General features: G+C 65.9%; 19 protein-coding genes. 12 read left to right on the top strand and 7 right to left on the bottom strand.

Features of this window, described 5'->3' with window-relative positions; translation table 11 throughout:
* Positions 1–50 precede the first annotated feature (50 nt).
* Both N5C91_RS24535 and N5C91_RS24530 read left to right on the top strand, forming a co-directional pair.
* Entirely contained in the window at positions 51–881 is an 831-nt protein-coding gene (locus tag N5C91_RS24535) for an OmpA family protein (RefSeq protein ID WP_279832631.1), read from the top strand.
* A gap of 3 nt (positions 882–884) precedes the next feature.
* Positions 885–1,742, top strand: a complete 858-nt coding sequence (locus N5C91_RS24530; protein WP_236173513.1) for a hypothetical protein — start codon at positions 885–887, stop codon at positions 1,740–1,742.
* Positions 1,743–1,874: 132 nt separating this feature from the next.
* On the opposite strand, the gene N5C91_RS24525 is transcribed toward N5C91_RS24530, so the two are convergent.
* Positions 1,875–2,303, bottom strand: a complete 429-nt coding sequence (locus N5C91_RS24525; protein ID WP_236173512.1) for a hypothetical protein — start codon at positions 2,301–2,303, stop codon at positions 1,875–1,877.
* 572 nt (positions 2,304–2,875) lie between these two features.
* Between N5C91_RS24525 and N5C91_RS24520 the strand changes: the two genes are divergently transcribed.
* Positions 2,876–3,784 (top strand): alpha/beta hydrolase, encoded by a 909-nt coding sequence (locus tag N5C91_RS24520; protein WP_347815392.1) that lies wholly within the window; start codon positions 2,876–2,878, stop codon positions 3,782–3,784.
* A 66-nt stretch (positions 3,785–3,850) separates the two neighbouring features.
* Here the strand turns inward: N5C91_RS24520 and N5C91_RS24515 are convergent, their stop codons facing one another.
* The 3 genes from N5C91_RS24515 to N5C91_RS24505 form a co-directional block, all read right to left on the bottom strand.
* Positions 3,851–5,035, bottom strand: a complete 1,185-nt coding sequence (locus tag N5C91_RS24515) for a GGDEF domain-containing protein (RefSeq protein ID WP_279832626.1) — start codon at positions 5,033–5,035, stop codon at positions 3,851–3,853.
* Positions 5,036–5,262: 227 nt separating this feature from the next.
* On the bottom strand, positions 5,263–6,297 hold the full coding sequence (locus N5C91_RS24510) for an AraC family transcriptional regulator (RefSeq protein WP_279832624.1): 1,035 nt from the start codon (positions 6,295–6,297) through the stop codon (positions 5,263–5,265).
* A gap of 97 nt (positions 6,298–6,394) precedes the next feature.
* Positions 6,395–7,330 carry a LysR family transcriptional regulator gene (locus tag N5C91_RS24505; protein WP_279832623.1) on the bottom strand — a complete coding sequence of 312 codons (936 nt, stop codon included), beginning with the start codon at positions 7,328–7,330 and terminating at the stop codon, positions 6,395–6,397.
* A gap of 97 nt (positions 7,331–7,427) precedes the next feature.
* Here N5C91_RS24505 and N5C91_RS24500 point away from each other — a divergent pair, with 97 nt between their 5' ends.
* The 5 genes from N5C91_RS24500 to N5C91_RS24480 all read left to right on the top strand — a co-directional run bounded on the left by N5C91_RS24500 (position 7,428) and on the right by N5C91_RS24480 (position 14,515).
* On the top strand, positions 7,428–8,273 hold the full coding sequence (locus tag N5C91_RS24500) for an AraC family transcriptional regulator (RefSeq protein WP_236173507.1): 846 nt from the start codon (positions 7,428–7,430) through the stop codon (positions 8,271–8,273).
* 84 nt (positions 8,274–8,357) lie between these two features.
* Entirely contained in the window at positions 8,358–10,187 is a 1,830-nt protein-coding gene (locus N5C91_RS24495) for a DUF1302 domain-containing protein (protein WP_279832622.1), read from the top strand.
* An 11-nt stretch (positions 10,188–10,198) separates the two neighbouring features.
* Positions 10,199–11,536, top strand: coding sequence for a DUF1329 domain-containing protein (locus N5C91_RS24490; RefSeq protein WP_279832621.1), 1,338 nt, complete (start codon positions 10,199–10,201; stop codon positions 11,534–11,536).
* Between the two features lie 225 nt (positions 11,537–11,761).
* The gene (locus N5C91_RS24485) at positions 11,762–13,105 is read left to right on the top strand and encodes a DUF1254 domain-containing protein (protein ID WP_236173504.1); all 1,344 of its coding nucleotides are present in this window, start codon (positions 11,762–11,764) and stop codon (positions 13,103–13,105) included.
* A 3-nt stretch (positions 13,106–13,108) separates the two neighbouring features.
* Positions 13,109–14,515, top strand: coding sequence for a DUF1254 domain-containing protein (locus N5C91_RS24480; protein ID WP_279832619.1), 1,407 nt, complete (start codon positions 13,109–13,111; stop codon positions 14,513–14,515).
* Between the two features lie 37 nt (positions 14,516–14,552).
* Here N5C91_RS24480 and N5C91_RS24475 read toward each other — a convergent pair whose 3' ends face one another.
* From N5C91_RS24475 to N5C91_RS24465, 3 genes are all read right to left on the bottom strand, one after another.
* Complete coding sequence (locus N5C91_RS24475; RefSeq protein ID WP_279832617.1) at positions 14,553–15,095, bottom strand: GNAT family N-acetyltransferase; 543 nt, start codon at positions 15,093–15,095, stop codon at positions 14,553–14,555.
* Between the two features lie 93 nt (positions 15,096–15,188).
* Positions 15,189–16,475: a glycosyltransferase gene (locus N5C91_RS24470; protein ID WP_279832616.1), complete on the bottom strand. Its 1,287-nt coding sequence runs from the start codon at positions 16,473–16,475 to the stop codon at positions 15,189–15,191.
* An 86-nt stretch (positions 16,476–16,561) separates the two neighbouring features.
* Complete coding sequence (locus N5C91_RS24465) at positions 16,562–17,494, bottom strand: GntR family transcriptional regulator (protein WP_236173500.1); 933 nt, start codon at positions 17,492–17,494, stop codon at positions 16,562–16,564.
* 212 nt (positions 17,495–17,706) lie between these two features.
* On the opposite strand from N5C91_RS24465, the gene N5C91_RS24460 reads away from it, so the two are divergent.
* From N5C91_RS24460 to N5C91_RS24445, 4 genes are all read left to right on the top strand, one after another.
* Complete coding sequence (locus tag N5C91_RS24460) at positions 17,707–18,756, top strand: spermidine/putrescine ABC transporter substrate-binding protein (RefSeq protein WP_279832614.1); 1,050 nt, start codon at positions 17,707–17,709, stop codon at positions 18,754–18,756.
* Between the two features lie 109 nt (positions 18,757–18,865).
* The gene (locus N5C91_RS24455) at positions 18,866–19,738 is read left to right on the top strand and encodes an ABC transporter permease (RefSeq protein WP_279832612.1); all 873 of its coding nucleotides are present in this window, start codon (positions 18,866–18,868) and stop codon (positions 19,736–19,738) included.
* The gene (locus tag N5C91_RS24450; RefSeq protein ID WP_279832611.1) at positions 19,731–20,534 is read left to right on the top strand and encodes an ABC transporter permease; all 804 of its coding nucleotides are present in this window, start codon (positions 19,731–19,733) and stop codon (positions 20,532–20,534) included. Before N5C91_RS24455 ends, N5C91_RS24450 begins: the two co-directional genes overlap by 8 nt.
* Complete coding sequence (locus tag N5C91_RS24445; RefSeq protein WP_279832609.1) at positions 20,527–21,606, top strand: ABC transporter ATP-binding protein; 1,080 nt, start codon at positions 20,527–20,529, stop codon at positions 21,604–21,606. Before N5C91_RS24450 ends, N5C91_RS24445 begins: the two co-directional genes overlap by 8 nt.
* Positions 21,607–21,634: the final 28 nt, after the last annotated feature.

Here is a 21,634-nt window from a genome sequence, read left to right as displayed (position 1 = left end):
GTCTTTCCATCCAGGCCCGGCTACGGCCGGGCCAGTTCCAGGAGATCAACATGAATACGTTCAATTCCGTCGTGCTGCGCCTGCTGACCCTCTCGTGTGCGGGGCTGCTGCTGTCAGCCTGCGGCTCGCTCAGCCAGGTGGATGATCAAGGCCACAGCAGCGAACCCAGATTCCCTGCCGTCAGCGAGTCCTACCGTCCGCAGGGCAGCTACGCGAATCTTGAAAACCTGGCGAAGATCCAGCCGGGCATGAGCAAGGCGCAGCTCTACGAGCTGATCGGCGCACCGCACTTCCATGAAGGGATGTTCGCCGTTCGCGAATGGGACTACATCCTGCGCTTCCGCCGTGCCGGCCAGGCCGATCTGGTCTGCCAGTACAAGGTGCTGTTCGACAAGGACCTGCAAGCCCAGAGCTTCCTGTTCTCGCCGGCCAATTGCCTGGATCAGCTCAAGCCGGCGGCCAGTCCTGTTGTCCAGCCTGCCCCGTCGGTGCAGCAGGTAACGCTGTCCGCCGATGCCAGCTTCGCCTTCGACCGGGCGGACCTGAGCGCTGCCGGTCGCGGCAACCTGGATCGCCTGGCTGCGCAGATTCGCCGTGCACAGCCGCAACGCATCGCGGTTACCGGGCACTCCGACCGCCTTGGCTCGCGCGCCCACAATCTCGACCTCTCGCGACGCCGCGCCGAAGCGGTCCGCGATTACCTGGCCGCGCTGGGCGTACCGGCAGGGCTGATGCAGGTGCGTGGGGTCGGTGCCGCCGAGCCGCTGGTGAGCTGCCCGGATGCACCGCGGGAGCAGTTGATCCAGTGCCTGGCGAGTAACCGCCGGGTCGTCGTCGAACTCGCCGCCAGCGCGGCTCAGCCCATCTCGAGTGAGGAATGAATCATGAGCATTTCCAGCAAGTGGCTGGTCGCCAGCCTGTTGCCGCTTTGCCTGCTGGTCGGCTGCAATGACAGTGCGCGCAACGCCAGCAGTACCCAGGTGAAGGACCAGGCCCTCGGTACCCTCGAGTATCCTGCGCTGCCGGTAATCCGCAATGCGGTCTTCAGCATGTCGCCGCTGGTGGACGGCAAGCGCAACCCGGCAGTGATGCAGCACATCTGCGGGCTGGCCCGTGGCGAGCTGAAGCAGGCCGATGTCGACCGCTTCGTCAGTGCCAGTGGTGAGATCGCCGAGACCCTGAAACAGAAGGGCGGGGTGACCGCGCTGCTGGTCAACGGCAATCACCAGGCCCAGGAGATCGCCTGCGCCGCGTTCCTGGCGACAGCACCGCTGATCCAGGCCAACAGCCAGGACTTCGTCGCTGCGCAGAAGACGGCCGATGGCAAGCTGCAGGTCGATCCGCGTCGTCTGGGCGAAGTCATGGCAGTGCGCATGGCCCTGGCGCGCACCGATGCCGAGTACTTCACGCTGATCGCCGAAAAGCTCCAGCAGACTCCCGGCCTGACGTCCGCCCAGTACCAGGGCAAAGCCCGCGAGCTGTTCTCCGAGCTGGCGCCGGCCTACCTCAAACGGGCCAAGGAGCAGATGCCGTTGCCCGGCACGCGCTACCAGATCAGGCGCCTGGACGATCAACGCTTCGCCTTCAGCACCTCCAACGGCGGTGAGTACGAGTATGGAAACGATGGCATGACCCTGCGCCAGGACAACATCACCTGGTATGGGGAAGGTCACTTGATGGGGCTGCGTCGGACCCTGCAGATCGCCTATTACCCGGATGGCGTGGTCAAGCGTATTGACTAGGTGCGGCGACGCTGGAAGCGTTGATAGCCAGGCCTCGACGAGGACTTGTTTCACTGCAGGAAAAGCGCTGAATCCGCTGGCCCGTACCCCATGCAAGTGGGGTGCGGGCTCCCGGCTATCCGGGGCGTGCGGCTACTTTTTCGGGTAGGAGAACGAGTAGGAGTTACAGGCGTCGCCCACGCTTTTCCAGGTCTTGAAATCGGTAATGACGTTCTGCGAATTGAAGGTTAACTCCAGACGGCATTCCTTGCCGTAGGACTCCTGGTAGGAGTGCGGCGTAACCATCACGCTCCCGGCTGTCGGGCCGGCTGACAGTTCGTTATAGCCCTGCGTACGGGTGAATTGTTCACTGTAGATCCAGCGGGCAACCGAGTTGTTCTGCTCATCCTTAACGACATCGGTGGGCTTGCCGAAGGTATCGATGGCCTCCTGCAGGGGCCGTCCTTCCCAGTCACTTGCCGCCATGATGTCCGGGATGCTCTGGAAGTAGTGGGAGCACCCGGCGAGTGCGGTGAGGCCGAAGCCGAGCGCGCCGATGCGCAGAAGAGACTTTGCAGACATGAACGATCCCTCGTCAGTGGTGATTTCTCTCGGTGGCAGGACGTGGAGTCTACCGACTACAGGCTTTGCAGGTAACCCGTGGCGTCTGGCCCCCACGCCCTCCGTGCACCGACATGCGAAAGCCTGCCCTCGTGAAGGTTCCAGCGGAAGTGGCATTTGCACCGATGATATTGCCCGCCTCAGGCTGGAGTCAGGCACCGGCTTCAAGCGAGCCGTTTGTCTGTGGTCCTCGCGGGTTCTCGATTGGCAAGTTGAATCCGTCCAGGCGGCAGTATGTGCGGCCAGGCTTCAGCCTGGTACGGACGCCCCGGCCAGTCGCTGCCGGTGATCCATGGCCACGGCAGCGACAGTCATGAGGATGGCGAGTGTGCAGGCGAATACCCTCAGATTGACGCCGAGGATCAGTTTCTCCGATCCATCGCTGAGTGCCATCGATCCGCCGTAGTCTTGCCTGGACGCGCTGGTCGATCGCCTGTTGTCCGCCGGCCTGACACCGAACCGGCAGGGCGAGCCCGCATGGGATTGGCAAACCGGACTACGCTCCTCCAGTCGATACCCCTGGAGAGAACATGATGATCCGCATTCTGCTGGCCGCTTCTCTGCTGTTGACTCTGAGCATCCCCGCCCAGGCAGGGGTGGTGGCATTCCCGGCCGCCTTCCGCACACAGGAGGTCGCCGTGGACGGTGGCACCATTCACGTGCGCGTTGGCGGAAGTGGGCCGGCGGTGGTGCTGCTGCACGGGTTTGGCGATACCGGCGACATGTGGGCGCCACTGGCCACGGATCTCGCCAGGGACCACACCGTGGTGGTGCCGGACCTGCGTGGCATGGGCTTGTCATCGATCCCGGCCGGTGGTTACGACAAGAAGAGCCAGGCCGGCGATATCCGCGCGGTGCTGGCGTCGCTGGGTATCGAGCATTCGGTGGTGGTCGGCCACGATATCGGCACCATGGTGGCCTACGCCTATGCGGCGCGTTATCCGCAGCAGACCGAGCGCCTGGTGGTCATGGACGCTCCGGTACCCGGAATTCCGCCGTGGAATGAAATCGTCCGTTCCCCGCTGCTCTGGCACTTCGACTTTGGCGGACCGGATATGGAGCGGCTGGTGGCAGGGCGCGAACGCATCTACCTGGACCGCTTCTGGAACGAGTTCGCCGGCGACCCGCGCAAGGTCGACGAGGCGACTCGCCAACACTACGCCAAGCTCTACGCCCGCCCTGGGGCGATGCACGCGGCCTTCCTGCAGTTCCGCAGCATTCGCCAGGATGCCGTGGACAATGAAACGTCGAACAAGACTCGCCTGACGATGCCGGTGCTCGCCGTCGGCGGCGAGAAGTCCTTCGGCGCCAACGAAGCCATCGTCATGCGCAATGCCGCCGACAACGTCACCGAAGTGGTGGTGCCGGGTGCCGGGCACTGGCTGATGGAAGAAGCGCCGGCGCAGACGATCCAGGCGGTTCGCCAGTTCATTTCGCCCTGACGCGCAGTTCCATGTTCGGCCTAGGCCGCCTTCTGTCGTGGCGGCCTGCGGTCGGGCGGCGGCTGGTCATGTCCTGGCGCCCTGGGCCTCCTGTGCGCTGGCGCACTCGACGCGGTTACGCCCGGCCGTCTTGCCCCGATAGAGCGCGGCATCCGCCTGCTGCATGCAGGCATCGAGAGCCTGTGTGCTGCTGAACTCTTCCGAGACCCCGATGGTTACGCTGCAGCGGATCGGATGATCCGGGTGGGCGCCAGGTACCTCGCTGTGCTCGATCGCGGCACGGGTGCGCTCGGCCAGTTGCACGGCGCCAGCCCTGTTGGTATTGAGGCCGACAAGCACGAACTCCTCGCCGCCGAGCCGGCAGGTCAGATCGCCCTTGCGCGCAGTGGCCTTGAGGATATTGGCGACGTGGCAGAGCACCAGATCGCCCACCTTGTGGCCGTGGCTATCGTTGATCTGCTTGAAGTGATCGATATCCACGATCAGCAGGTAGGCGGGCCCGGCGATGCGGGAACGGAAATGCCCTTCCAGCCCCTCGATCAGCCCGCGCCGGTTCAGCAGTTGGGTGAGCGGGTCGTGGGCCGCCATGGTCCGCAGTTCGTCCGTGAGGCGGCGCAGCACCAGCCAGACGGCGCAGGGAGGAAGCACGGTGCCGAGGAACGACATGTAGATGTAGAAGACCTTCTGGAAGCCGCTGTTCATGTCAAGGGCGGCCAGCCCTCCCTGGACAATCATCAGCAGTTTGGCGGCGTTCAGCGCGCAGATGCCGCCGATCAGGATGGCGCAGACGATCATCTCGACGCGCAGGTCCCGGGCGACGGTTCGCCGGGCGTACAGCACGGCCAGCGTCATGAGCAGGAAGAGCAGGGCGCACGAGCCTGCCAGTAGCGCATGACGTGCCTCGGTCCCGAGTGTCGCTTGCACCACCAGTTGCAGCGCCGTGTAGAGCGCCGCCAGTGCCAGCAAGGGGCGCCACACCCGGGTCGGGCGGTCGAAGAAGCGCATGGCGCCCAGCACGTAGGCGAACGGAGCGCAGAGCGTCAGCGTGTGATTGACGATACTCATCGCCGTGCCGTTCGCCGGTCCGCCGAGCAACTGCAGGATGTACGCCATGCCCAGCAGGAAATTGCCCAGGGCGAAGACTTCCATGCCCATTTTCTTGCCATTCAGCCGTGTGCTGATCAGCAGGAACATCACGCAGAAACACAACAGGTGCACGCAGAGCATGCTGAGGATGACAGTGGTGACCATGGGCTCGCGTCAGGGAAGGTGCAGCCAAGGGAGTCGAGCACGGTCGGCGGGGTGAATGCGCGGCGGGGTTCCCGCCTGCACCTGGCGTGCTCGACGAAGTTGTTCGGGGTCGCGGAACCTAACCATATGCGCTGCGGGAAGGCAATCCGCCAGTACGTCTGCCAGCGTAGCGCAAGGTTGCGTGGCAACCCGCTTGCGCTGCCGCCACCGGGCTTGGCCGTGAAGGTTCAGCGCAGCTGAGCTTCGCGCCAGGCCCCCGGGCTGCTGTCGTACCAGCGGCCGAAGGCGCGGGAGAAACTCTGCAGGTCGCCGTAGCCGAGCTGGTCGGTGATCTGTGCCAGCGACAGCTCGGCGACACCCAGCAGGTCGAGCGCCTTGTAGCGGCGCTGCTCGTCGAGCAGCTCGCTGTAGCGCCAGCCCTGGCTGAGCAGCCGGCGTGCGGCGGTGCGCTCGGTCAGGTGGCGCGTCCTGCAGAAGGACTGGAAGCTCGCGCCTTCCGCCAGGGTGCTGGCGATATGCTCGGTGGCTTCGTCGAGCAGGGTTCGCTGGGTCTGCCCGCGCGCGGCCTCGACGATGCCGACCAGGATCGCCTCCAGCTCGGGGTTGGCCGGCGACAGCGGCTGGCGAAACAGCGCCGGTTGCAGGTGCAGCACGACCTCGGTGGTATCGCTGCGCCAGTGCAGGGGCGCGCGCAGGGCCTGTGCGTAGAGCTCGGCGTGTGCTGGCGCGTGGCCGGGCAACTGGATGCCGAGCAGCGCGTCCTGGGCAACGCCGCTGGCCAGCAGCTTGCGCCGCAGCAGGCTGCAGATGCCGACCACGGTGTACTCGCGGCTCTGCCGACCGGACAGCAGGGCACCGCACTCGGAGAGAACCAGGGCAACCTGCTCACCCTGGGCGCGCAGTTCGACGCGCAGTGATCCGTTGAAGTAGGGAAAGTACTCGGCGAAGTAGGTGCAGGCGGCTTCCAGGGTCGGTGCCACGTCGAACAGGTAGGTCAGGCCGTTGGTCAGGGTCGACACGAAGCGCTTGCCCGCCAGCAGGCCGATGGCGGTTTCGCCGCTGGCTCGCTCGGCGAGGTCCCAGAAGCGCCGGGAGAGGAACAGCGGCACGCGCACCAGCGGCGTGCGCAACTCCAGCAGGGGCCGGCGCATGCAGGCTTCCAGCTCCGCGGCGGCAATACCGCGCGCCAGCAGCTCTTCCACGGCCGGCAGTAGCGTCGGGGCGTAGAAGGCGTTGGACGGAGGGGCGGCAGCTGGGCTCATTGCGGACCATGACTCGGCGGGGCTGGCGGACGACCATACGCATTGCGCCTGGCAGCGACAAGGGAGGCGCGGCGAGTGTGCTCACGTACGCAGGTTGCTAGGGCGCAATGGCCCGTCCGAGCACGCGCGGCAGGCGCTCATCCGCCGCGAAGATGGCCTCGATCATGGCTTGCGCCGCTGGCGACAGGCCGAAGCCGGCACGGCTGACGATACCGTAGTGCAGGCGCAGCTCGGTGCGGTCCTGGGGAATGTCGGCGATCTGCAGCAAGGCGACTTCGCCGCGCTGCACCGGCGCGTGCAGCGCCTCCACCGCCGCGAGGCCGACCGCGTCGGAACGCGCGACGATATGCAGGATCGCCGCGAACTGTGCGCATTCGATGTTCATGTGGAAGTCGCGCTCGCCGATCACTTCGGCCAGCACCTTGCGCAGCGGTGGCGGAATGCGCGTACCCACGCGCGGGTAGTCGAGCAGGTCGGCCAGTTGCAGATGCTCAGCGGCCGCCAGCGGATGGCCGGAGCGGCAGAAGAAGCGCCCGGGGCGGAATTCCATCCAGCGCACCTGGTAATCAGGGTCGCCGGCGAATTCGCGGGCGTCGCCGACGAAGAATTCCACCTGTTCTTCCTTGAGCAACTGCGCCATCTGTTCCCAGTCGCCCATCAGGAAGCCGACATGGACAGCCGGGTGGGCGCGGATGAAGTCAGCCATGGCTTCGGGCACCAGCAGTTGCGCCGGATAAGGCCCGCAGCCAAAACGCAGCTCGCCGGCATCCAGGCCGTTGTACTGCTGCAGTTCGTTGCGCAGCGAACGGGTACCGGCGAGCAGGCGCCGCGCATGCTGCAGCACCAGTTCGCCCTGGCCGGTCAGGCGGAAGTCGCGGCTCTGGCGGTCCACCAGCAGGCAGTCGAGGTCGCGCTCCAGGGACTGGATGCTGCGGCTCAGCGCCGACTGGCTGAGACCTATGGCGTCGGCGGCGCGCTGGTAGTTCTGGAAGTCCGCGAGGGCGGCCAGGTGGCGGAGCTGTCTGAGTTCCATGATGCGTCCTACGCATAGAAGTGTTGAGTCGAATGAATTTGATGGATAGCAGAGGTGGCTGGTCTAGTAAACAGCCCGTCGAGCCGGAACCCGCACCATGTCGCCCTTGCTTTTCGCTTCCAGCGCCTTCGCCAGTACCATCCTCCTGCACGCCGCCCGCGTCGGGCTGTGCGCCGCAGAATTGCGCCTGCGCGCTGGCATTGCCGAAGCGCAACTGGCGGACCATCGGGCGCGCATCCCGGCGGAACAGGTGGAGCGCCTGTGGAGCGAGTGCGAGCGCGCCAGCGGCAATCCGCTGTTCGGCTGCGAGCTGCTCAACAGCATGGCGACCCATTGCCTGCAGGGCTTGAACATCCTGCTGGACTCCGCCCCGGACCTGGGCACCAGCCTGGCTGCGTTCTGCCAATACCTGCCGACGGTGACCAACTGCGTGCAAGCGCGCCTGGAGGAAGAGGGCGACGTCACACGCCTGACCCTGCAACTGGTCCGCGATGACCTGCATCACTTCGGCCTGGATGCCGCGGTGCTGACCCTGATCCGCAATATTGCCCGGCGCGTCGGGCTGCCGGCGGCGCTGGTGTGCCAGGAAGTCGGCATCGCTGCGCAACAACGCTGCACGACGACGCTGGGCGAGTGGGGCGTGCCCTGGCGGGTGGCGCCTTCGCCCTTCCTGCTGCTGCCCACGGCACTGCTGGCGACGCCGTTGGCGGGAGCCAACGAGTTCCTCTACCAGAGCCTGCGGCGCCAATGGGGTGATGCGGCGCAGACCGGCAATGGCGACGGCCTGAACCTGGCGCGCATCTGGCTGCGCTCTTCCGACCAGCCGATCGAACGCATCGCCGAGCGTATCGGCTACCGGCAGAGCGGCAACTTCATCCGCGCCTTCCGCAAGCGTTTTGGGGTCACGCCCAAGCAGTTCCGTCTCGGCCAATACTCGACATGATCGAAAATTGTCGGCCCCGGCTTGTGGTCGCCGTGCTCGTCCCCCTCATGGTTGAGCGGCGGTACCACCCATCCGGAGCCAATAATGACAAGAATCCATCTGGCCCCCGCTCCCCATACATACATGGGGCGGCGCCAGCACTGCATCGCCAGACCTCTCCTGCTTGCCCTCGCGGTCGCTGGCGCGTTCGACGCGCAGGCCACCACCTTTGAGCTGAACGACGACTGGAACCTGTCGACCAAGACCACCCTCAGCCTGGGGGCGAGCTGGTCGGCGCAGGACCCCGATCGCCATCTGATGACCCACGCCAACGCCCTCCAGGCGCAGCACATCGGCAATGCCGATGGCACCAGCGTGAGCGCCGACGACAACCGCCTGAACTTCAAGAAGGGCGATCCGATCTCGCAGATGTTCAAGGGCCTTACCGATTTCAGCCTGGAGGGCGACGGGCAGGGCGCCTTCGTTCGCTTCAAGTACTGGTACGACCACGCCTACGAGACCGGCGATGGCCGCTTCAAGGACTTCGACGACGACGGCTGGCCGACCCTGGCGCGCTTCCATGGCTTCGACACGCTCGATGCCTATGTGTGGAAGGACTTCGACGTCGCCGAACACCCGCTGAACCTGAAACTCGGCAAGCAGGTGATGTCCTGGGGCGAGGCGGTGCTGATCCAGAACGGCATCAACGTGATCAACCCGCTGGACTACAGCGCCTTCAACAAGCCCGGCGTGGACATCAAGGAAGGCCAGTTGCCGGTCGAAATGCTCTCGTTCAACCTCGGCCTGACCGACAAGGTGAACCTGGAGGGCTTCTACCAGTACAACTGGCGGCCCAGCGTGCTCGACGGCTGCGGCACCTTCTTCGCCACCAGCGACGCCATCCAGCCCGGTTGCGGCCCGCTGTACCTGAGCCAGGTGCAGACCGACGCGCAGATGCAGGCCAGCGGCCTGTATGCGTCCCACGGCGACGACCAGGACCCGTCCGACCAGGGCCAGTGGGGCGTTGCCCTGCGTACGCTGATCAGCTCGCTGAACGATGCCGAGGCGGCGTTCTACTACGTCAATTACCACGCGCGCCTGCCTTACCTGCAGCTCACCGCGCGCGACGCCAGCAAGCCCGGCAGCTTCCCCATCGGCCGCGTACAGGGGCCGGTTTACGCCGCTGCCTTCCCGGAGAACATCCACCTCTACGGCATGAGCATCAACGGTGCGCTGCCCGGCTGGGGCACCTCGCTGGCAGCGGAGCTGAGCTACCGGCCGAACATGCCGGTGGCCTACAACGGCCCCGACATGAACGTGGCGATGATCACCGGACCATCCGGCAGTTCGGCCATCGAGGGGATTCCGGCCAGCGCCACCACCACCGGCCAGACCCTGGACGGTTGGGTGCGCAAGCCGGTCTGGCAGATGACCGCCTCCGCCACCCAGATCGTCGACAACGTCCTCGGTGCCACCCGCCTGACCCTGCTCGGCGAGGCGGGCGTGGTGCACGTGGGCGATGTCGGCGACGAGCGCCTGGGGCGCAACTCCGCCTTCGGCCGCAGCGCGCCGCTCAACGGCACGCAGTGCAACACCGTGGCCAGCGGCGTGACCAACCGCTACTGCACCGATGACGGATTCACCACGCCCTGGTCCTGGGGCTATCGCCTGCGCGCCGGCCTGGAGTACAGCGATGTGCTGCCGGGTGTGAACATGCTGCCCAGCCTGAACTTCCGCCACGACGTCGAGGGTTACTCCTACGATCCGGGCGGCCCGTTCCAGGAGGGGCAGATGGCGGCCGGCCTGTCGCTGGCCTTCAACTACCTCAACGATTACAGCCTGGAGTTCGGCTACAACAGCTTCTTCGGCTCCAACAAGTACAGCACGCTCGACGACCGCGACTTCTACAGCGTCAGCGCCAAGGTCGACTTCTGAGGAACCGCACCATGCATTTCGTGAAATTTTCTGCCCTGGCGCTGGCCATGGGCCTGGCGTTCTGCGCCCATGCCACCACCCCGGCCGACCTCGGCAACAGCCTGACGCCGGTCGGTGCCGAGAAGGCCGGCAACGCCGACGGCAGCATTCCGGCCTGGACCGGCGGCCTCAAGCCCGACGCCGGGCAGGTTGACGCCAAGGGCGGTTATGCCGACCCCTACGCCGCCGAAAAGCCGTTGTTCACCGTCACTCCGGCCAACGCCGCGCAGTACAGCCAGTGGCTCAGCCCCGGTGAGCAGGCGATGCTCAAGCGCTATCCCAACACCTACAAGATCAACGTCTACCCAAGCCACCGCAGCGCCCGGCTGCCCGACGAGATCAACGCCGAGACCCGCAAAAACGTCGAGCAGAGCAAGCTCGCCGACGGCGGCAACGGCGTGCTGAATTACCATCGTGGCGTGCCATTCCCGCTGCCCAAGGCGGGCGTCGAGGCGATCTGGAACCACATCACGCGCTACCGTGGCGGCAGCCTGGAGCGCACGTTCAGTTCGGCCAACGTGAAGGAGAATGGCGTCTACAGCCTGGTCCGCTCGCAGACCGAGATGAACTACGCGGAGACCGTCGACGACCTGCCGAAGGACGCCAACCTGCTCTTCATGTTCAAGACCCGTGTGCTGGAGCCGGCCCGGCTTTCCGGCGAAGCGGTGCTGACCCACGAGCCGATGGACCAGGTTGCCGAGCCGCGCGCGGCCTGGCAGTACATCCCTGGCCAGCGCCGGGTACGCCGGGCGCCGCTGATTGCCTATGACAACAGTGCGCGCTACAGCGATGGCATGGTCACCGCCGACAGCCTCGATGGTTTCAATGGCGCACCGGACCGTTACGACTGGAAACTGGTGGGCAAGCAGGAGCTGCTCGTCCCCTACAACAGTTTCCGCCTCTACGATCGTTCGGTGAAATATGCCGACATCCTCAAGACCGGCCACCTCAATCCGGACCTGATGCGCTTCGAGAAGCATCGCGTCTGGGTCGTCGAGGCAACCCTCAAGCCCGGCGCGCGGCATGTCTACAGCAAGCGCCGCTACTACCTTGACGAGGACAGCTGGAACATCCTGCTCGGTGAGCTCTACGACAGCCGTGGCGAGCTTTGGCGCAACTACCAGTCCCACGCCATGCCCTACTACGACAAGCAGTTCACCTACGAGGCGCTGGCAGCGGCCTACGACCTGATCAGCGGGCGTTACTTCGTCAATGGCCTGATGAACGAAGAGAACAGCGCCCTGAAGACCGGGCAGCGCGCCAAGATGAGCGACTACACTCCATCCGACCTGCGTCGCTGGGCCAAGTAACCTTGCGCTCACCCCCCGGCCACTGTGGCCGGGGCTACAGCGCCATCCCGGCAAGGCCGGGGTGGCGTTGTCGTTTCTGCGCTGGCCGCCAGGCTCGGGGGCGCCCTGATCGCTTTTTGTCCGCTGGCGCTAACCAGCGCCAGCCGGAGATGTCGCACTCTGCTCCAGCACCCGCTGTCGGCGCCGCATGGCCGGGCGGTCCAACAAGAAGAACGAGGAACTCCCATGCGTCATTGGCTGCCTGCACTCGCCATCCTGCCGCTGTTCGCCGGTCATGCCTGGGCCGCCGCGCCCACTGCGCAAGACGCCCGCGAGCTGGCCGAGCAGGCCTACCTGTTTGCCTTCGCCACGGCCGAGCACGGCAAGACCCTGCAAGCCATCGCCGCCAAGCTGCCGGTCAATTACCTCTACAACAAGACCACGCTGCTCGGCCCGGAAGACCGCACCGTGGTCTCGCCGAACAACGACACGCTTTACTCCTACGCGCTGCTCGATCTGCGCGAGCACCCGGTGGTTCTCGACGTACCGGCGGTGCCGCAGCGTTACTACAGCTTCCAGCTGATCGACATGCGTACCAACAACCTCGACTACATCGGCACCCGCGCCACCGGGCGGGCGGCCGGCAGCTTCCTGATCGCCGGCCCCGACTGGGATGGCCAGGCGCCTGAGGGTTTCCACGGCAAGGTGATTCGCTCGCCCAGCCGTATCGTCTTCCTGCTCGGCCGCACCGCGGTTGACGGCGAAGCCGACCTCGACGCCGCCAAGGCCGTGATGGACGGCTACAAGCTGCGCAGCACCAAGCCCACGCTGCTGCCGCACAAGATCGAGGTGCCGGCGTATCTGCCAACCAAGGAAGGCCCGGCGGAGAACGCATTCATCGACTTCAACGGCCTCTCCGCCTGGCATGCCTGGAGTGCCGAGGAGCAGGAGCGCCTGAAACAGTTCGCGCAGATCGGCGTGGGCACCGGCAAGCCGTTCGATGCTCGGCAATTGCCGGCGGATATCGCCCAGGCGGTGGAGCAGGGCGCCGAGGCCGGGCGAGAGAAGATTCGCGCCGCCACCGAGCGTTTCGCTGCACCGGTCAATGGCTGGCAGAACTCGCCGATCAACATCGGCCACTACGGCAACGACGACCTGACGCGGGCGGCGGTCGCCTGGAAGTACATCTACGCCAACGATCCGGCGGAGGCGATGTACCCGCTCACGCGCGTCGATGCCAGCGGCCAGGCGCTCGATGGCAGCCGGTCCTACACCCTGCATTTCGCGCCCGGCGAGTTGCCGCCCGTGGATGCCTTCTGGTCGGTCACGCTCTACGACGGCAAGACCCAGATGCTTTCTGCCAATGAGCTGAACCGCTACGCCATCAACAGCGCGAGCAACCTGAAGAAGGATGCCGATGGTGGCCTGACCCTGAACATCCAGCATGCCCGGCCGAGCAGCAGCGACAACTGGCTGCCGGCGCCGCAGGGAGCGTTCAACCTGATCCTGCGCATGTACCTGCCGCAGGCAAAGGCCCTCAAGGGCGACTACCAGCCGCCGGCCGTTCAGCCCGTTTCCAGCCAGGAGTAAGCCATGTCCGCGACTCTCACCCGCCGCCGTTTCCTCGGCGCCAGCGGTGCGCTCGGCTTCGGCCTGGGCTGCGTGCCGAGCTGGTTGCTGGCCGCCCCCGTCGCGCTGGAAAGTGACCCCGTGGCGTTCCAGGATATCGTTCGCCAGGCATGGATCTATGCCTACCCGATGCTGATGCACTACCAGACGATGCAGAAGCAGGCGCTCGATTCCGCCTCGCCCGAGTACGTCGGCGGCTTCGGCGTATTCCGTCACTACAGCGAACTCTTCACCCCGAAGAACCGCGACGTGGTGACGCCCAACAACGACACGCCGTACTCCTGGGCCTGGCTCGACCTGCGCGCCGAGCCCTGGGTACTCAGCGTACCGGCGGTGGCCGAGGATCGTTACTACGTGCACCAGTTGGTGGACCAGTACACCTTCAACTTCGGCTATGTCGGCGTGCTCAGCACCGGCCGCGAGGCGGGCGACTACCTGATTGCCGGGCCCGACTGGAACGGCGCGACGCCCGCCGGCATCCGCCAGGTGCTGCGCAGTGAAACGCAGATCGCCATGCTCCTGGGCCGCACCGGACTGCGCAGCGCCGCCGACCTGCCGGCGGTGCGCGAACTCCAGCAACAGTACCGTCTGCGCCCGCTGCATGAGTTCGCTGGCGGCTCGGCGCCGGCTGCCGCGCCAGCGGTGCAATGGTTGCCCTGGGAGCTGCCGCGCGATCTCGGCGCGGGATTCATTGCGCACCTGAACCAGATCCTCGCGTTCTGCCCGACGGACCCGAGCGAGGTGGAGCTGCGCCAGCGTTTCGCTGGCGCCGGTATCGGTGCTGGGCTCATGTTCAACCCCGAGGCGCTGAGCCCGGCCCAGCGCCAGGCGCTGGCCGCCGGCATCCAGCAGGGCGTCGAGGAGCTGAAGGCCAAGGGCGCCACGCTGCGCTCATCCGCCGGCCTGTTCGGCACCCGCGCCGCGATGCACAACGACTACCTGAGCCGCGCCGCGGCGGCGGCCAGCGGCATCTATGGCAATAGCGTGGAAGAGGCGATCTACCTGGGCAGCCGCAAGGACAGCAGGCAACAGCCGTTGCAGGGCGGGCAGCGCTATCGCCTGCGTTTCGCTCCCGGCCAGTTGCCGCCAGCCAGGGAATTCTGGTCGCTGACCCTGTACGACCTGCCTGACCGACAACTGGTCGACAATCCGATCCAGCGTTACTGCCTGAGCAGCCGTGACCCGCTGGTGCGCGATGCCGACGGCGGGGTGACGCTGTACATCCAGGCCGATGCTCCGGCGACGGCAGAGCAGCCGAACTGGCTGCCGTCGACGCGGCAGGGGCCGTTCAACGTCATCCTGCGGATCTACGGGCCGGAGCAGCCGGTGGTGGCCGGGCAGTGGACGCTGCCGTCCATCGAGCGGGTCTGACCTCGGCCAACTGGGCGAGCCGGCTCCGCTGGCTCGCCTAGCTGGCCGCGACGCTTGCCCAGCGCTCGCGCGGCAGTGCGTAGCACAGCCATTGCGCGGGCGTGCCGGAGAGGTCCAGCGTGGCCTCGTAGGCCAGTACTGCCCCCAGCTTCGCAGTACCTTTCTGCGAGCGGATATTGCTCGGCGCGATGTGGAACCAGACGCGCTCGAAGTGCCCGAAGGCGTGGCCGAGCATCAGTGTCTTCAGCTCGCGGTTGGTCGCGCCGCCCCAGTAGCGGTGGTTGATGAAGGTGAAGCCGATGCCGATGTCGTCCGGCTGGTCCGGCACCGGGTAATAGCGCGAGCAGCCAATGGCCTTGCCGCTTGCCCGGTCGAGGATCAGCAGGCAGCCGCCAGCCTGCACCAGGAACTGGAAGTAGGGCTCGAAGACTTCGCGGCGATAGCGGTCCTTCGCAGGGTGGCCGGCCCAGGTTTCCGGCGAGCCGGCGGCGGCGAACAGTGCCTCGAAATCATCGGCGCGCAGTGGGCGCAATTGCAGGTTTTCGCCGAGCAGGCTCGGCTGGTCATCGAAGGCGGTCATGCCGGGCTCCAGGTTGCTGCAGCCCAGCTTACGGACGCGGCGGTGCCTTGCAGAGAGCCAATGCGCGGCGCTTCGAAGGTGCCATTGCCACCCTCAGTCGGCACAGACTGCCAGGATCGCCCGTGCGGCTGTCTCGGTGCCACGCGATGCCTGCATCTGTTCGCGCACGGCGGCCAGGCGTTGCTGCATGGCTGTGTCCGCAAGCAGTTCGGCGAGGGCAGTGGGCAGCGCCGCCAGCGGGTTCTCGAAGCGTGGCAGGTAGCGCGCCACGCCGACTTCCTCGGCACGCCGGGCGTTGTCGTGGCCGTCCCAGCAGTAGGGGATGATCACCGATGGCAAGCCGAAGTACAGCGCTTCGCAGAAGCTGTTGTTGCCGCCGTGGTGGATGAACAACTGGCACTCGCGGAGCACCGCCGGCTGTGGGTACCAGCTGTCGAGGTAGACGTTGTCCGGCACCGTGTCGTAATGCTCGCGGTAGGCGCCGACGTTGATCAGGAAGCGGTAGGGCAGTTGCGCCACGGCGTCGATCAAGCGGCGCATCATCGCCACGTCGGCAGCGCCCAGGCTGCCGAAGCTCACATAGATCAGCGGTGCGTCGTCATGCCGGGGGAACTGCGGCGCAATGTACGGTGCCTCGCTGCGTACGCAGCCATCGAGGTACAGGTAGCGCTCGGCCGGCAGGGGGGTCTTGCGCTCGTAGCGCACCGGCGTCGGCGACAGCAGCAGGTTCAGCCAGGGCGAGTCCTCGAGGAACTGGCCGGCGGGCAGGGCCGGGTGGCCGCATTCGGCGAGGAAGCGGGCAAAGCGCTCATGGGCTGGTCTGGTTGCCTGCAGGTAGTGTTCGCGGAAGCTCGTGCAGGCCTGCGCATCGCTGCTGCTGGCGCCGGACAGGTAGGGCGGCACGGCGGCGTCGGGCAGTTCGGTTTCCGCACAGGAGACCATGCGCACCCAGGGGCAGCCGGCGGCGGTGATAGCGGGGAAGGTGACCACGTTGTCCAGCACGATGGCGTCCGGCTTGAGCCGGGCAAGCAGCTGCTGCAGCGGCTTTTCCGACTCGATGGCGGTGTCGATGATGGCTTCCCAGGCCGGCGCCACGTAGCTGTCGATCTGCGCCAGGGGCGGTTGGTCGAAGTAGGGCACGTTGCGCTCGATGAAGCGCTCCCAGTAGTGCTGGTGATCGGCGGCGGAGAGTGGCGAGTCCAGTTGTAGCGGGTACTCGGCGAACCCGTACTCGGCAAAGATGCCCTGGAAGTGCGCATGGCAGATGAACACCGGGCGTGCGCCGAGTTCGCGCAGGGCCTGGGCGATGCCGATGCAGTTCAGCGCGGCGCCGAAGCTGGCCTCGGGGAAGAAGGCGATGGTTCTTGTTCTTTGCGTCATGGGCACATCCGGGTGTTGCTCACGGGCACTGGGTGAAACTGATACTGCATTTTTTCGTTAAAAAAAACACCGTGAGTGAAAAATACTTAGCGGCGCGTCCCGCCGAATGACTGTGGAATCCCGCGGTTGGCGGTCTGCGGACGCTGCGCGAAGGACAGCCGCAGGTGCAGGCGCATCAGGTCGGCGGCGACTTCCAGCTGGCCGCGCTCGATCTGCTCGATGATCCGCAGGTGCTCGCGCAGCGCTTCCTGCAGGCGGTGCACGCTGACCATCGGCAGCAGGTTGGGCAGGCGGCGCAGGCGCTGGTGCTGCAGCAGGGCATCAGCGACGAAGCGATTACTGCAGGCCTGGGCGATCAGCTCGTGGAAGCCGATGTCCAGTTCGCGGAACTGCGCCACGTCGAAGCGTTCGATGGGTGCGCCCAGCAGTTCCTCCATGGCGCCGCGCAGCAGGGCAAGGCGCGCCAGGTCCGGGTCGAAGCCTGGGGCCAGGAGGGCTTCGGGCTCGAGAATGAGGCGATAGCGCAGGCTGTCTTCCAGCGCCGCGAGGTTGTTCAGCAACGGGCGGAACGACCAGCTCTGCCCGGCGCCGCGCTCCAGTACCTGATCCTCGCTGAGCTGCGCGAGCACCTTCTGCGCAGCGGCGCGGCCGATGTCGTAGCGACGCATCAGCTCGCTGGCGCTGAGGCTGTTGCCGAGCCTTCCGGCCATGCGGTCACGCAGCACCGAGGCGGCCAGCGCCTGTTCCTCGGCCTGGGGCAGGGCGGGGCCAAGCACCTGGGCGGCGGGGTCGGCGGCGAGACGGTAGCCCTTGCCCGGCTCGTGGGCGACCAGTTGCTGCTCCAGCAACAGGTCCAGGCCGGCGCGGATCAGTGTGCGCGAGACGCCGAAGGTGCGCGCCAGTTGCTGCTCGGACAGCCCGTCGCCATCCCCGAGGCCGCTGTCCTGGGCGTGCTCGATGATCCGCCGGGCCAGCTCCAGGTGGTTGGTGCGGGGTTTTTTCTCGGTGTCCTTGTTCAAGCGGCTTCTCTCCGGCAGGCCCCGGCGGGCTGGTGGTCGCGGGGCGAACCCTTATGCCACAGCGAGGGTGGTCCAACAAGAATGTGGGAAATGGTTGTAGGAAATTGTTGACTTCGCCAGCGGTTCGGTTTTTATTTTGAAAAAAAGACATGTAGTACGCTTTTCGTTCCGCTGCCGTCGACACAACAACAACCAATCGTCAGGTGCGCAAGATGAAGCTGAAGACCATGCTCTACGCAGGGGCGACCCTCGCGCTCACGCTGTCCGCGACCACGGCCAGCGCCAAGGATCTGGTGATCTCCATCTGGGACGGCTACATGGCCCCGGATAACCTGGAGAAGTTCCAGAAGGCGACTGGCCTCGAAGCCGACAAGTCGCTCCACGCCACCAACGAAGAGATCATGGGCAAGCTCATGGCCTCCGGCGGCGAAGGCTACGACGTGGTGTTCGTCTCTTCTCCCTTCGCCGAGATCCTGCACAAGCAGGGCCTGCTCGCCGACATCGATCCGGCCAAGGTGCCGAACCTGAAGAATCTCTACCCCGAGGCGCAGAAGCTCGAATACGACCCGGGCAACCACTTCTCCGTGCCCTACACCTGGGGTACCACCGGTATCTGCTACCGCTCGGACAAGGTCAGCCCGGCGCCCTCCAGCTGGAGCGACCTGCTCAAGCCTTCCGACGCCCTCAAGGGCAAGACCACCATGCTCGCCACCGACCGCTGGCTGCTCGGCGCCGGCTTCCTGGCCAACGGCTGGTCGGTCAACGACGGCAACCCGGACCAGATCAACGCGGTGCGCGACCAGCTGATCGCCACCAAGAAGCGCCTGCTGTCCTTCGATGACACCACCTTCTACTCCAAGCTGGCTTCGGGCGAGGCGCTGATGGCCCACGCCTGGGACGGCTGGTGCAACTACGGTACCCAGGCCAACGACGCGATCAAGTTCGTCGTGCCCAAGGAAGGTTCCGACCTCTGGGTGGACACCATGGTCGTGCTGAAGAGCTCGAAGAACCCCGACGCCGCCTACCGCTTCATCAACTACATGCTGGAGCCGGCGAACCACGCCTGGGTTGCCGAGAACATCCTCTACAAGGTGCCCAACCAGGCGGCGATGGCGACCCTGAAGCCGGACCTGCTGGCCAAGTATCCCAACCTCACCACCACACCGGCCGAGCTGGTGAAGCAACAGCAGCTGCGTGACGTAGGCGGTTCGACGCAGAAGGCCTATACCCGCGCGGTAACGGAAATCATGGCTGCGCAATAAGTCGCGCCAACGGGGCGCTGCGATGGCGCCCCGGTGATTCAGCGAAGAATCGCACCGAAGACAACCACCCTGAAGCACCCCGCCTGGCGTGGGGTTGGGGGAACTACGCATGACCGCTTTATCCGCCGACCGCAAATTGTCGGCCTGGCTGCTCGCGCCCGGTCTGGGCTGGCTGGCCCTGTTCCTGTTGCTGCCGTGCCTGCTGGTGCTGGTCTACAGCTTCCTCGAGCGCGGTGCCTATGGTGGCATCGACTATGTGTTTACCTGGGAAAACTACCGCCGCGCGGTGGACCCGCTGTACCTCGATATCCTCCTGCGCTCGGCGAAGATCGCCGGCCTGGCCATGCTCTTCGCGGTGCTCATCGGTTACCCGGCGGCTTACGCCATTACCCGCACCACGCCGCGCCGGCAGGCGGTGTACCTGTTCCTGGTGATGCTGCCGTTCTGGAGCAACTACCTGATCCGCACCTATGCCTGGATCGTCCTGCTCAACCGCGAAGGCCTGCTCAATCGGCTGTTCAACCTGCTGGGCTACAGCGGTGAGCCGATCAACCTGTTGTACACCGACGCCACCGTGGTGCTCGGGCTGGTCTACAACTACATCCCCTTCGTCATCCTCGCCATCTACAGCTCGCTGTCGCGCATCGACAACGAACTCTGGGAGGCCTCGCGTGATCTCGGCGCCTCCGGCTGGACCACCTTCCGCCGGGTGATCCTGCCGCTGTCGGTGCCCGGCGTGGCCGCCGGCGCGGTGTTCGTCTTCGTCCTGTCGATCGGCAACTTCATCACCGCCGACCTGCTGGGCGGCAAGCAGGTGCAGATGGTCGGCAACCTGATCTACGCGCAGTTCCTCACCGCGCGGGACTGGCCGTTCGGCGCGGCGCTGAGCTTCTTCCTGATCGGCATCATGCTGCTGCTGTTATTCATCCAGGCCATGGTCTCGCGCCGGGCCCAGGGCGCGGAGGGCGAACGCCATGCGTAATCCGTCCGGCATCGCCCTCGGCACGCACCTGTGGCTGGTGTACGCCTTCCTCTATGTACCGATCCTGGTGCTGATCCTGCTGTCGTTCAACGCCAGCGGCCTGCCCACCGCGTGGGGCGGCGCATCGCTGAAGTGGTACGCCAAGCTGCTGGCCAACGCGTCGATCCAGCACGCGGCGCTGAACACCCTGATCGTCGCACTGACCTCCACCTTCATCGCCTGCGTGCTTGGCACCTTGCTCGCGCTGGGCGTGGAAATGCGCGCGCGCAGCGGCGGCAAGAAAGGCAGCAACATCGCCGACACCCTGCTGATGGCGCCAATGATCATCCCCGACATCGTCCTGGCTATTGCGCTGTTGAGCTTCTTCAACCTGCTGAAGATGAGCCTGGGGCTGCACTCGATCATCCTCAGCCATGTGGTGTTCAACATCGCCTTCGTCTGCGCGGTGGTGCGCACGCGCCTCAAGCACTTCGACTATTCGATCCTCGAAGCGTCCATCGACCTCGGTGCCGGCTGGTTCACCACCGCGCGCCGGGTGCTGCTGCCGGCGATCTTCCCCGGCGTGCTGGCCGGTGGATTGCTGGCGTTCACCCTGTCGGTGGACGAATTCATCATCGCCTTCTTCAACTCCGGCTCCGGCAGCGCCTCCACCACGCTGCCGATGCAGATCTACTCGATGATCCGCTTCGGCGTGACCCCGGAAATCAACGCCCTTGCCACCCTGGTGATGCTGGTCAGCTTCACCGCGCTGTTCGCCTCCCAACGTCTGAACAAGGTGCCCAAAGCCCATGACTAAGTCTTCCGACCTGCTGGTGCTGGACCAGGTCAGCAAATCCTATGGCGAGGGCCTGACGGCGGTGGACCAGGTATCCCTGGCGATCCGCGAGAATGAGTTCTTCGCGCTGCTCGGCCCCTCCGGTTGCGGCAAGACCACGCTGATGCGGATGATCGCCGGCTTCGAGACGCCCAGCTCCGGCGCCATCTACCTGGGCGGCCAGGACATCTCGCCGCTACCGCCGAACAAGCGCCCGCTGAACCTGATGTTCCAGTCCTACGCGCTATTCCCCAACATGACCGTGCGCAGCAACATCGCCTACGGCCTGGAGATGGAGAAGTTGCCCGCCGGCGAGATCCGCCAGCGCGTCGATGCAGTGCTGGAAACTGCGCAGCTCGGCGCACTGGCCAACCGTCGCCCGGACCAGCTTTCCGGCGGCCAGCGCCAGCGTGTCGCCCTGGCCCGCGCGCTGGTCAAGCGCCCGCGCGTGCTGCTGCTGGACGAACCGCTCGGCGCGCTGGACAAGAAGCTGCGCGAGAAGATGCAGCTGGAACTCAAGCGCCTGCAGCACGAGAGCGGCATCACTTTCATCATGGTCACCCACGACCAGGAAGAAGCCCTGGTGATGTCCGACCGCATGGCCGTGCTGCGTGACGGCAAGGTCTGCCAGTGCGGCAGCCCCAGCGAACTCTACGAGAACCCGGGCAGCCGTTTCGTCGCCGATTTCATTGGCGTCAGCAACCTGATCGAGGGTCGTCGCCTGGGCACCAATCGCCTGCAGGCGGGCGACCAGGTGCTGAACATCGAGACTACTGCCGAGTCCAGCCCCGAGAGCGTGACCCTGGCGCTGCGCCCGGAACGCCTGCGCGTGCTCACCGACGCCACGCCGGCCACCGACAACCAGATCCATGGCGAGGTGGCGGAGGTCGCCTACCACGGCCTGGACACCAACCTGCACGTGAACACGGCGCTGTCCAGCAAGCCGCTGATCGTCCGCGTGCCGTCCTCGGACTACGACTTCTTGCGCCTGGCCGCCGGCATGCCGGTGCGCCTGGGCTGGGATGCGCGGCATGGCCGCGTGCTGACTCACTGAACGGCTAAGAACAAGACTGACAGGAGAG

This window comes from Pseudomonas sp. GD03903 (assembly GCF_029840045.1).
GTDB lineage: Bacteria > Pseudomonadota > Gammaproteobacteria > Pseudomonadales > Pseudomonadaceae > Pseudomonas > Pseudomonas pseudonitroreducens.
Note: the sequence above shows the minus strand (reverse complement) of the source record. Positions and strands in the feature narration are given on the sequence as shown.

Coding starts and splice junctions, on each gene's coding strand:
- N5C91_RS24535 (WP_279832631.1), top strand. CDS start 51: ATGAATACGTTCAATTCCGTCGTGCTGCGCCTGCTGACCCTCTCGTGT.
- N5C91_RS24530 (WP_236173513.1), top strand. CDS start 885: ATGAGCATTTCCAGCAAGTGGCTGGTCGCCAGCCTGTTGCCGCTTTGC.
- N5C91_RS24525 (WP_236173512.1), bottom strand. CDS start 2,303: ATGTCTGCAAAGTCTCTTCTGCGCATCGGCGCGCTCGGCTTCGGCCTC.
- N5C91_RS24520 (WP_347815392.1), top strand. CDS start 2,876: ATGATCCGCATTCTGCTGGCCGCTTCTCTGCTGTTGACTCTGAGCATC.
- N5C91_RS24515 (WP_279832626.1), bottom strand. CDS start 5,035: ATGGTCACCACTGTCATCCTCAGCATGCTCTGCGTGCACCTGTTGTGT.
- N5C91_RS24510 (WP_279832624.1), bottom strand. CDS start 6,297: ATGAGCCCAGCTGCCGCCCCTCCGTCCAACGCCTTCTACGCCCCGACG.
- N5C91_RS24505 (WP_279832623.1), bottom strand. CDS start 7,330: ATGGAACTCAGACAGCTCCGCCACCTGGCCGCCCTCGCGGACTTCCAG.
- N5C91_RS24500 (WP_236173507.1), top strand. CDS start 7,428: ATGTCGCCCTTGCTTTTCGCTTCCAGCGCCTTCGCCAGTACCATCCTC.
- N5C91_RS24495 (WP_279832622.1), top strand. CDS start 8,358: ATGACAAGAATCCATCTGGCCCCCGCTCCCCATACATACATGGGGCGG.
- N5C91_RS24490 (WP_279832621.1), top strand. CDS start 10,199: ATGCATTTCGTGAAATTTTCTGCCCTGGCGCTGGCCATGGGCCTGGCG.
- N5C91_RS24485 (WP_236173504.1), top strand. CDS start 11,762: ATGCGTCATTGGCTGCCTGCACTCGCCATCCTGCCGCTGTTCGCCGGT.
- N5C91_RS24480 (WP_279832619.1), top strand. CDS start 13,109: ATGTCCGCGACTCTCACCCGCCGCCGTTTCCTCGGCGCCAGCGGTGCG.
- N5C91_RS24475 (WP_279832617.1), bottom strand. CDS start 15,095: ATGACCGCCTTCGATGACCAGCCGAGCCTGCTCGGCGAAAACCTGCAA.
- N5C91_RS24470 (WP_279832616.1), bottom strand. CDS start 16,475: ATGACGCAAAGAACAAGAACCATCGCCTTCTTCCCCGAGGCCAGCTTC.
- N5C91_RS24460 (WP_279832614.1), top strand. CDS start 17,707: ATGAAGCTGAAGACCATGCTCTACGCAGGGGCGACCCTCGCGCTCACG.
- N5C91_RS24455 (WP_279832612.1), top strand. CDS start 18,866: ATGACCGCTTTATCCGCCGACCGCAAATTGTCGGCCTGGCTGCTCGCG.
- N5C91_RS24450 (WP_279832611.1), top strand. CDS start 19,731: ATGCGTAATCCGTCCGGCATCGCCCTCGGCACGCACCTGTGGCTGGTG.
- N5C91_RS24445 (WP_279832609.1), top strand. CDS start 20,527: ATGACTAAGTCTTCCGACCTGCTGGTGCTGGACCAGGTCAGCAAATCC.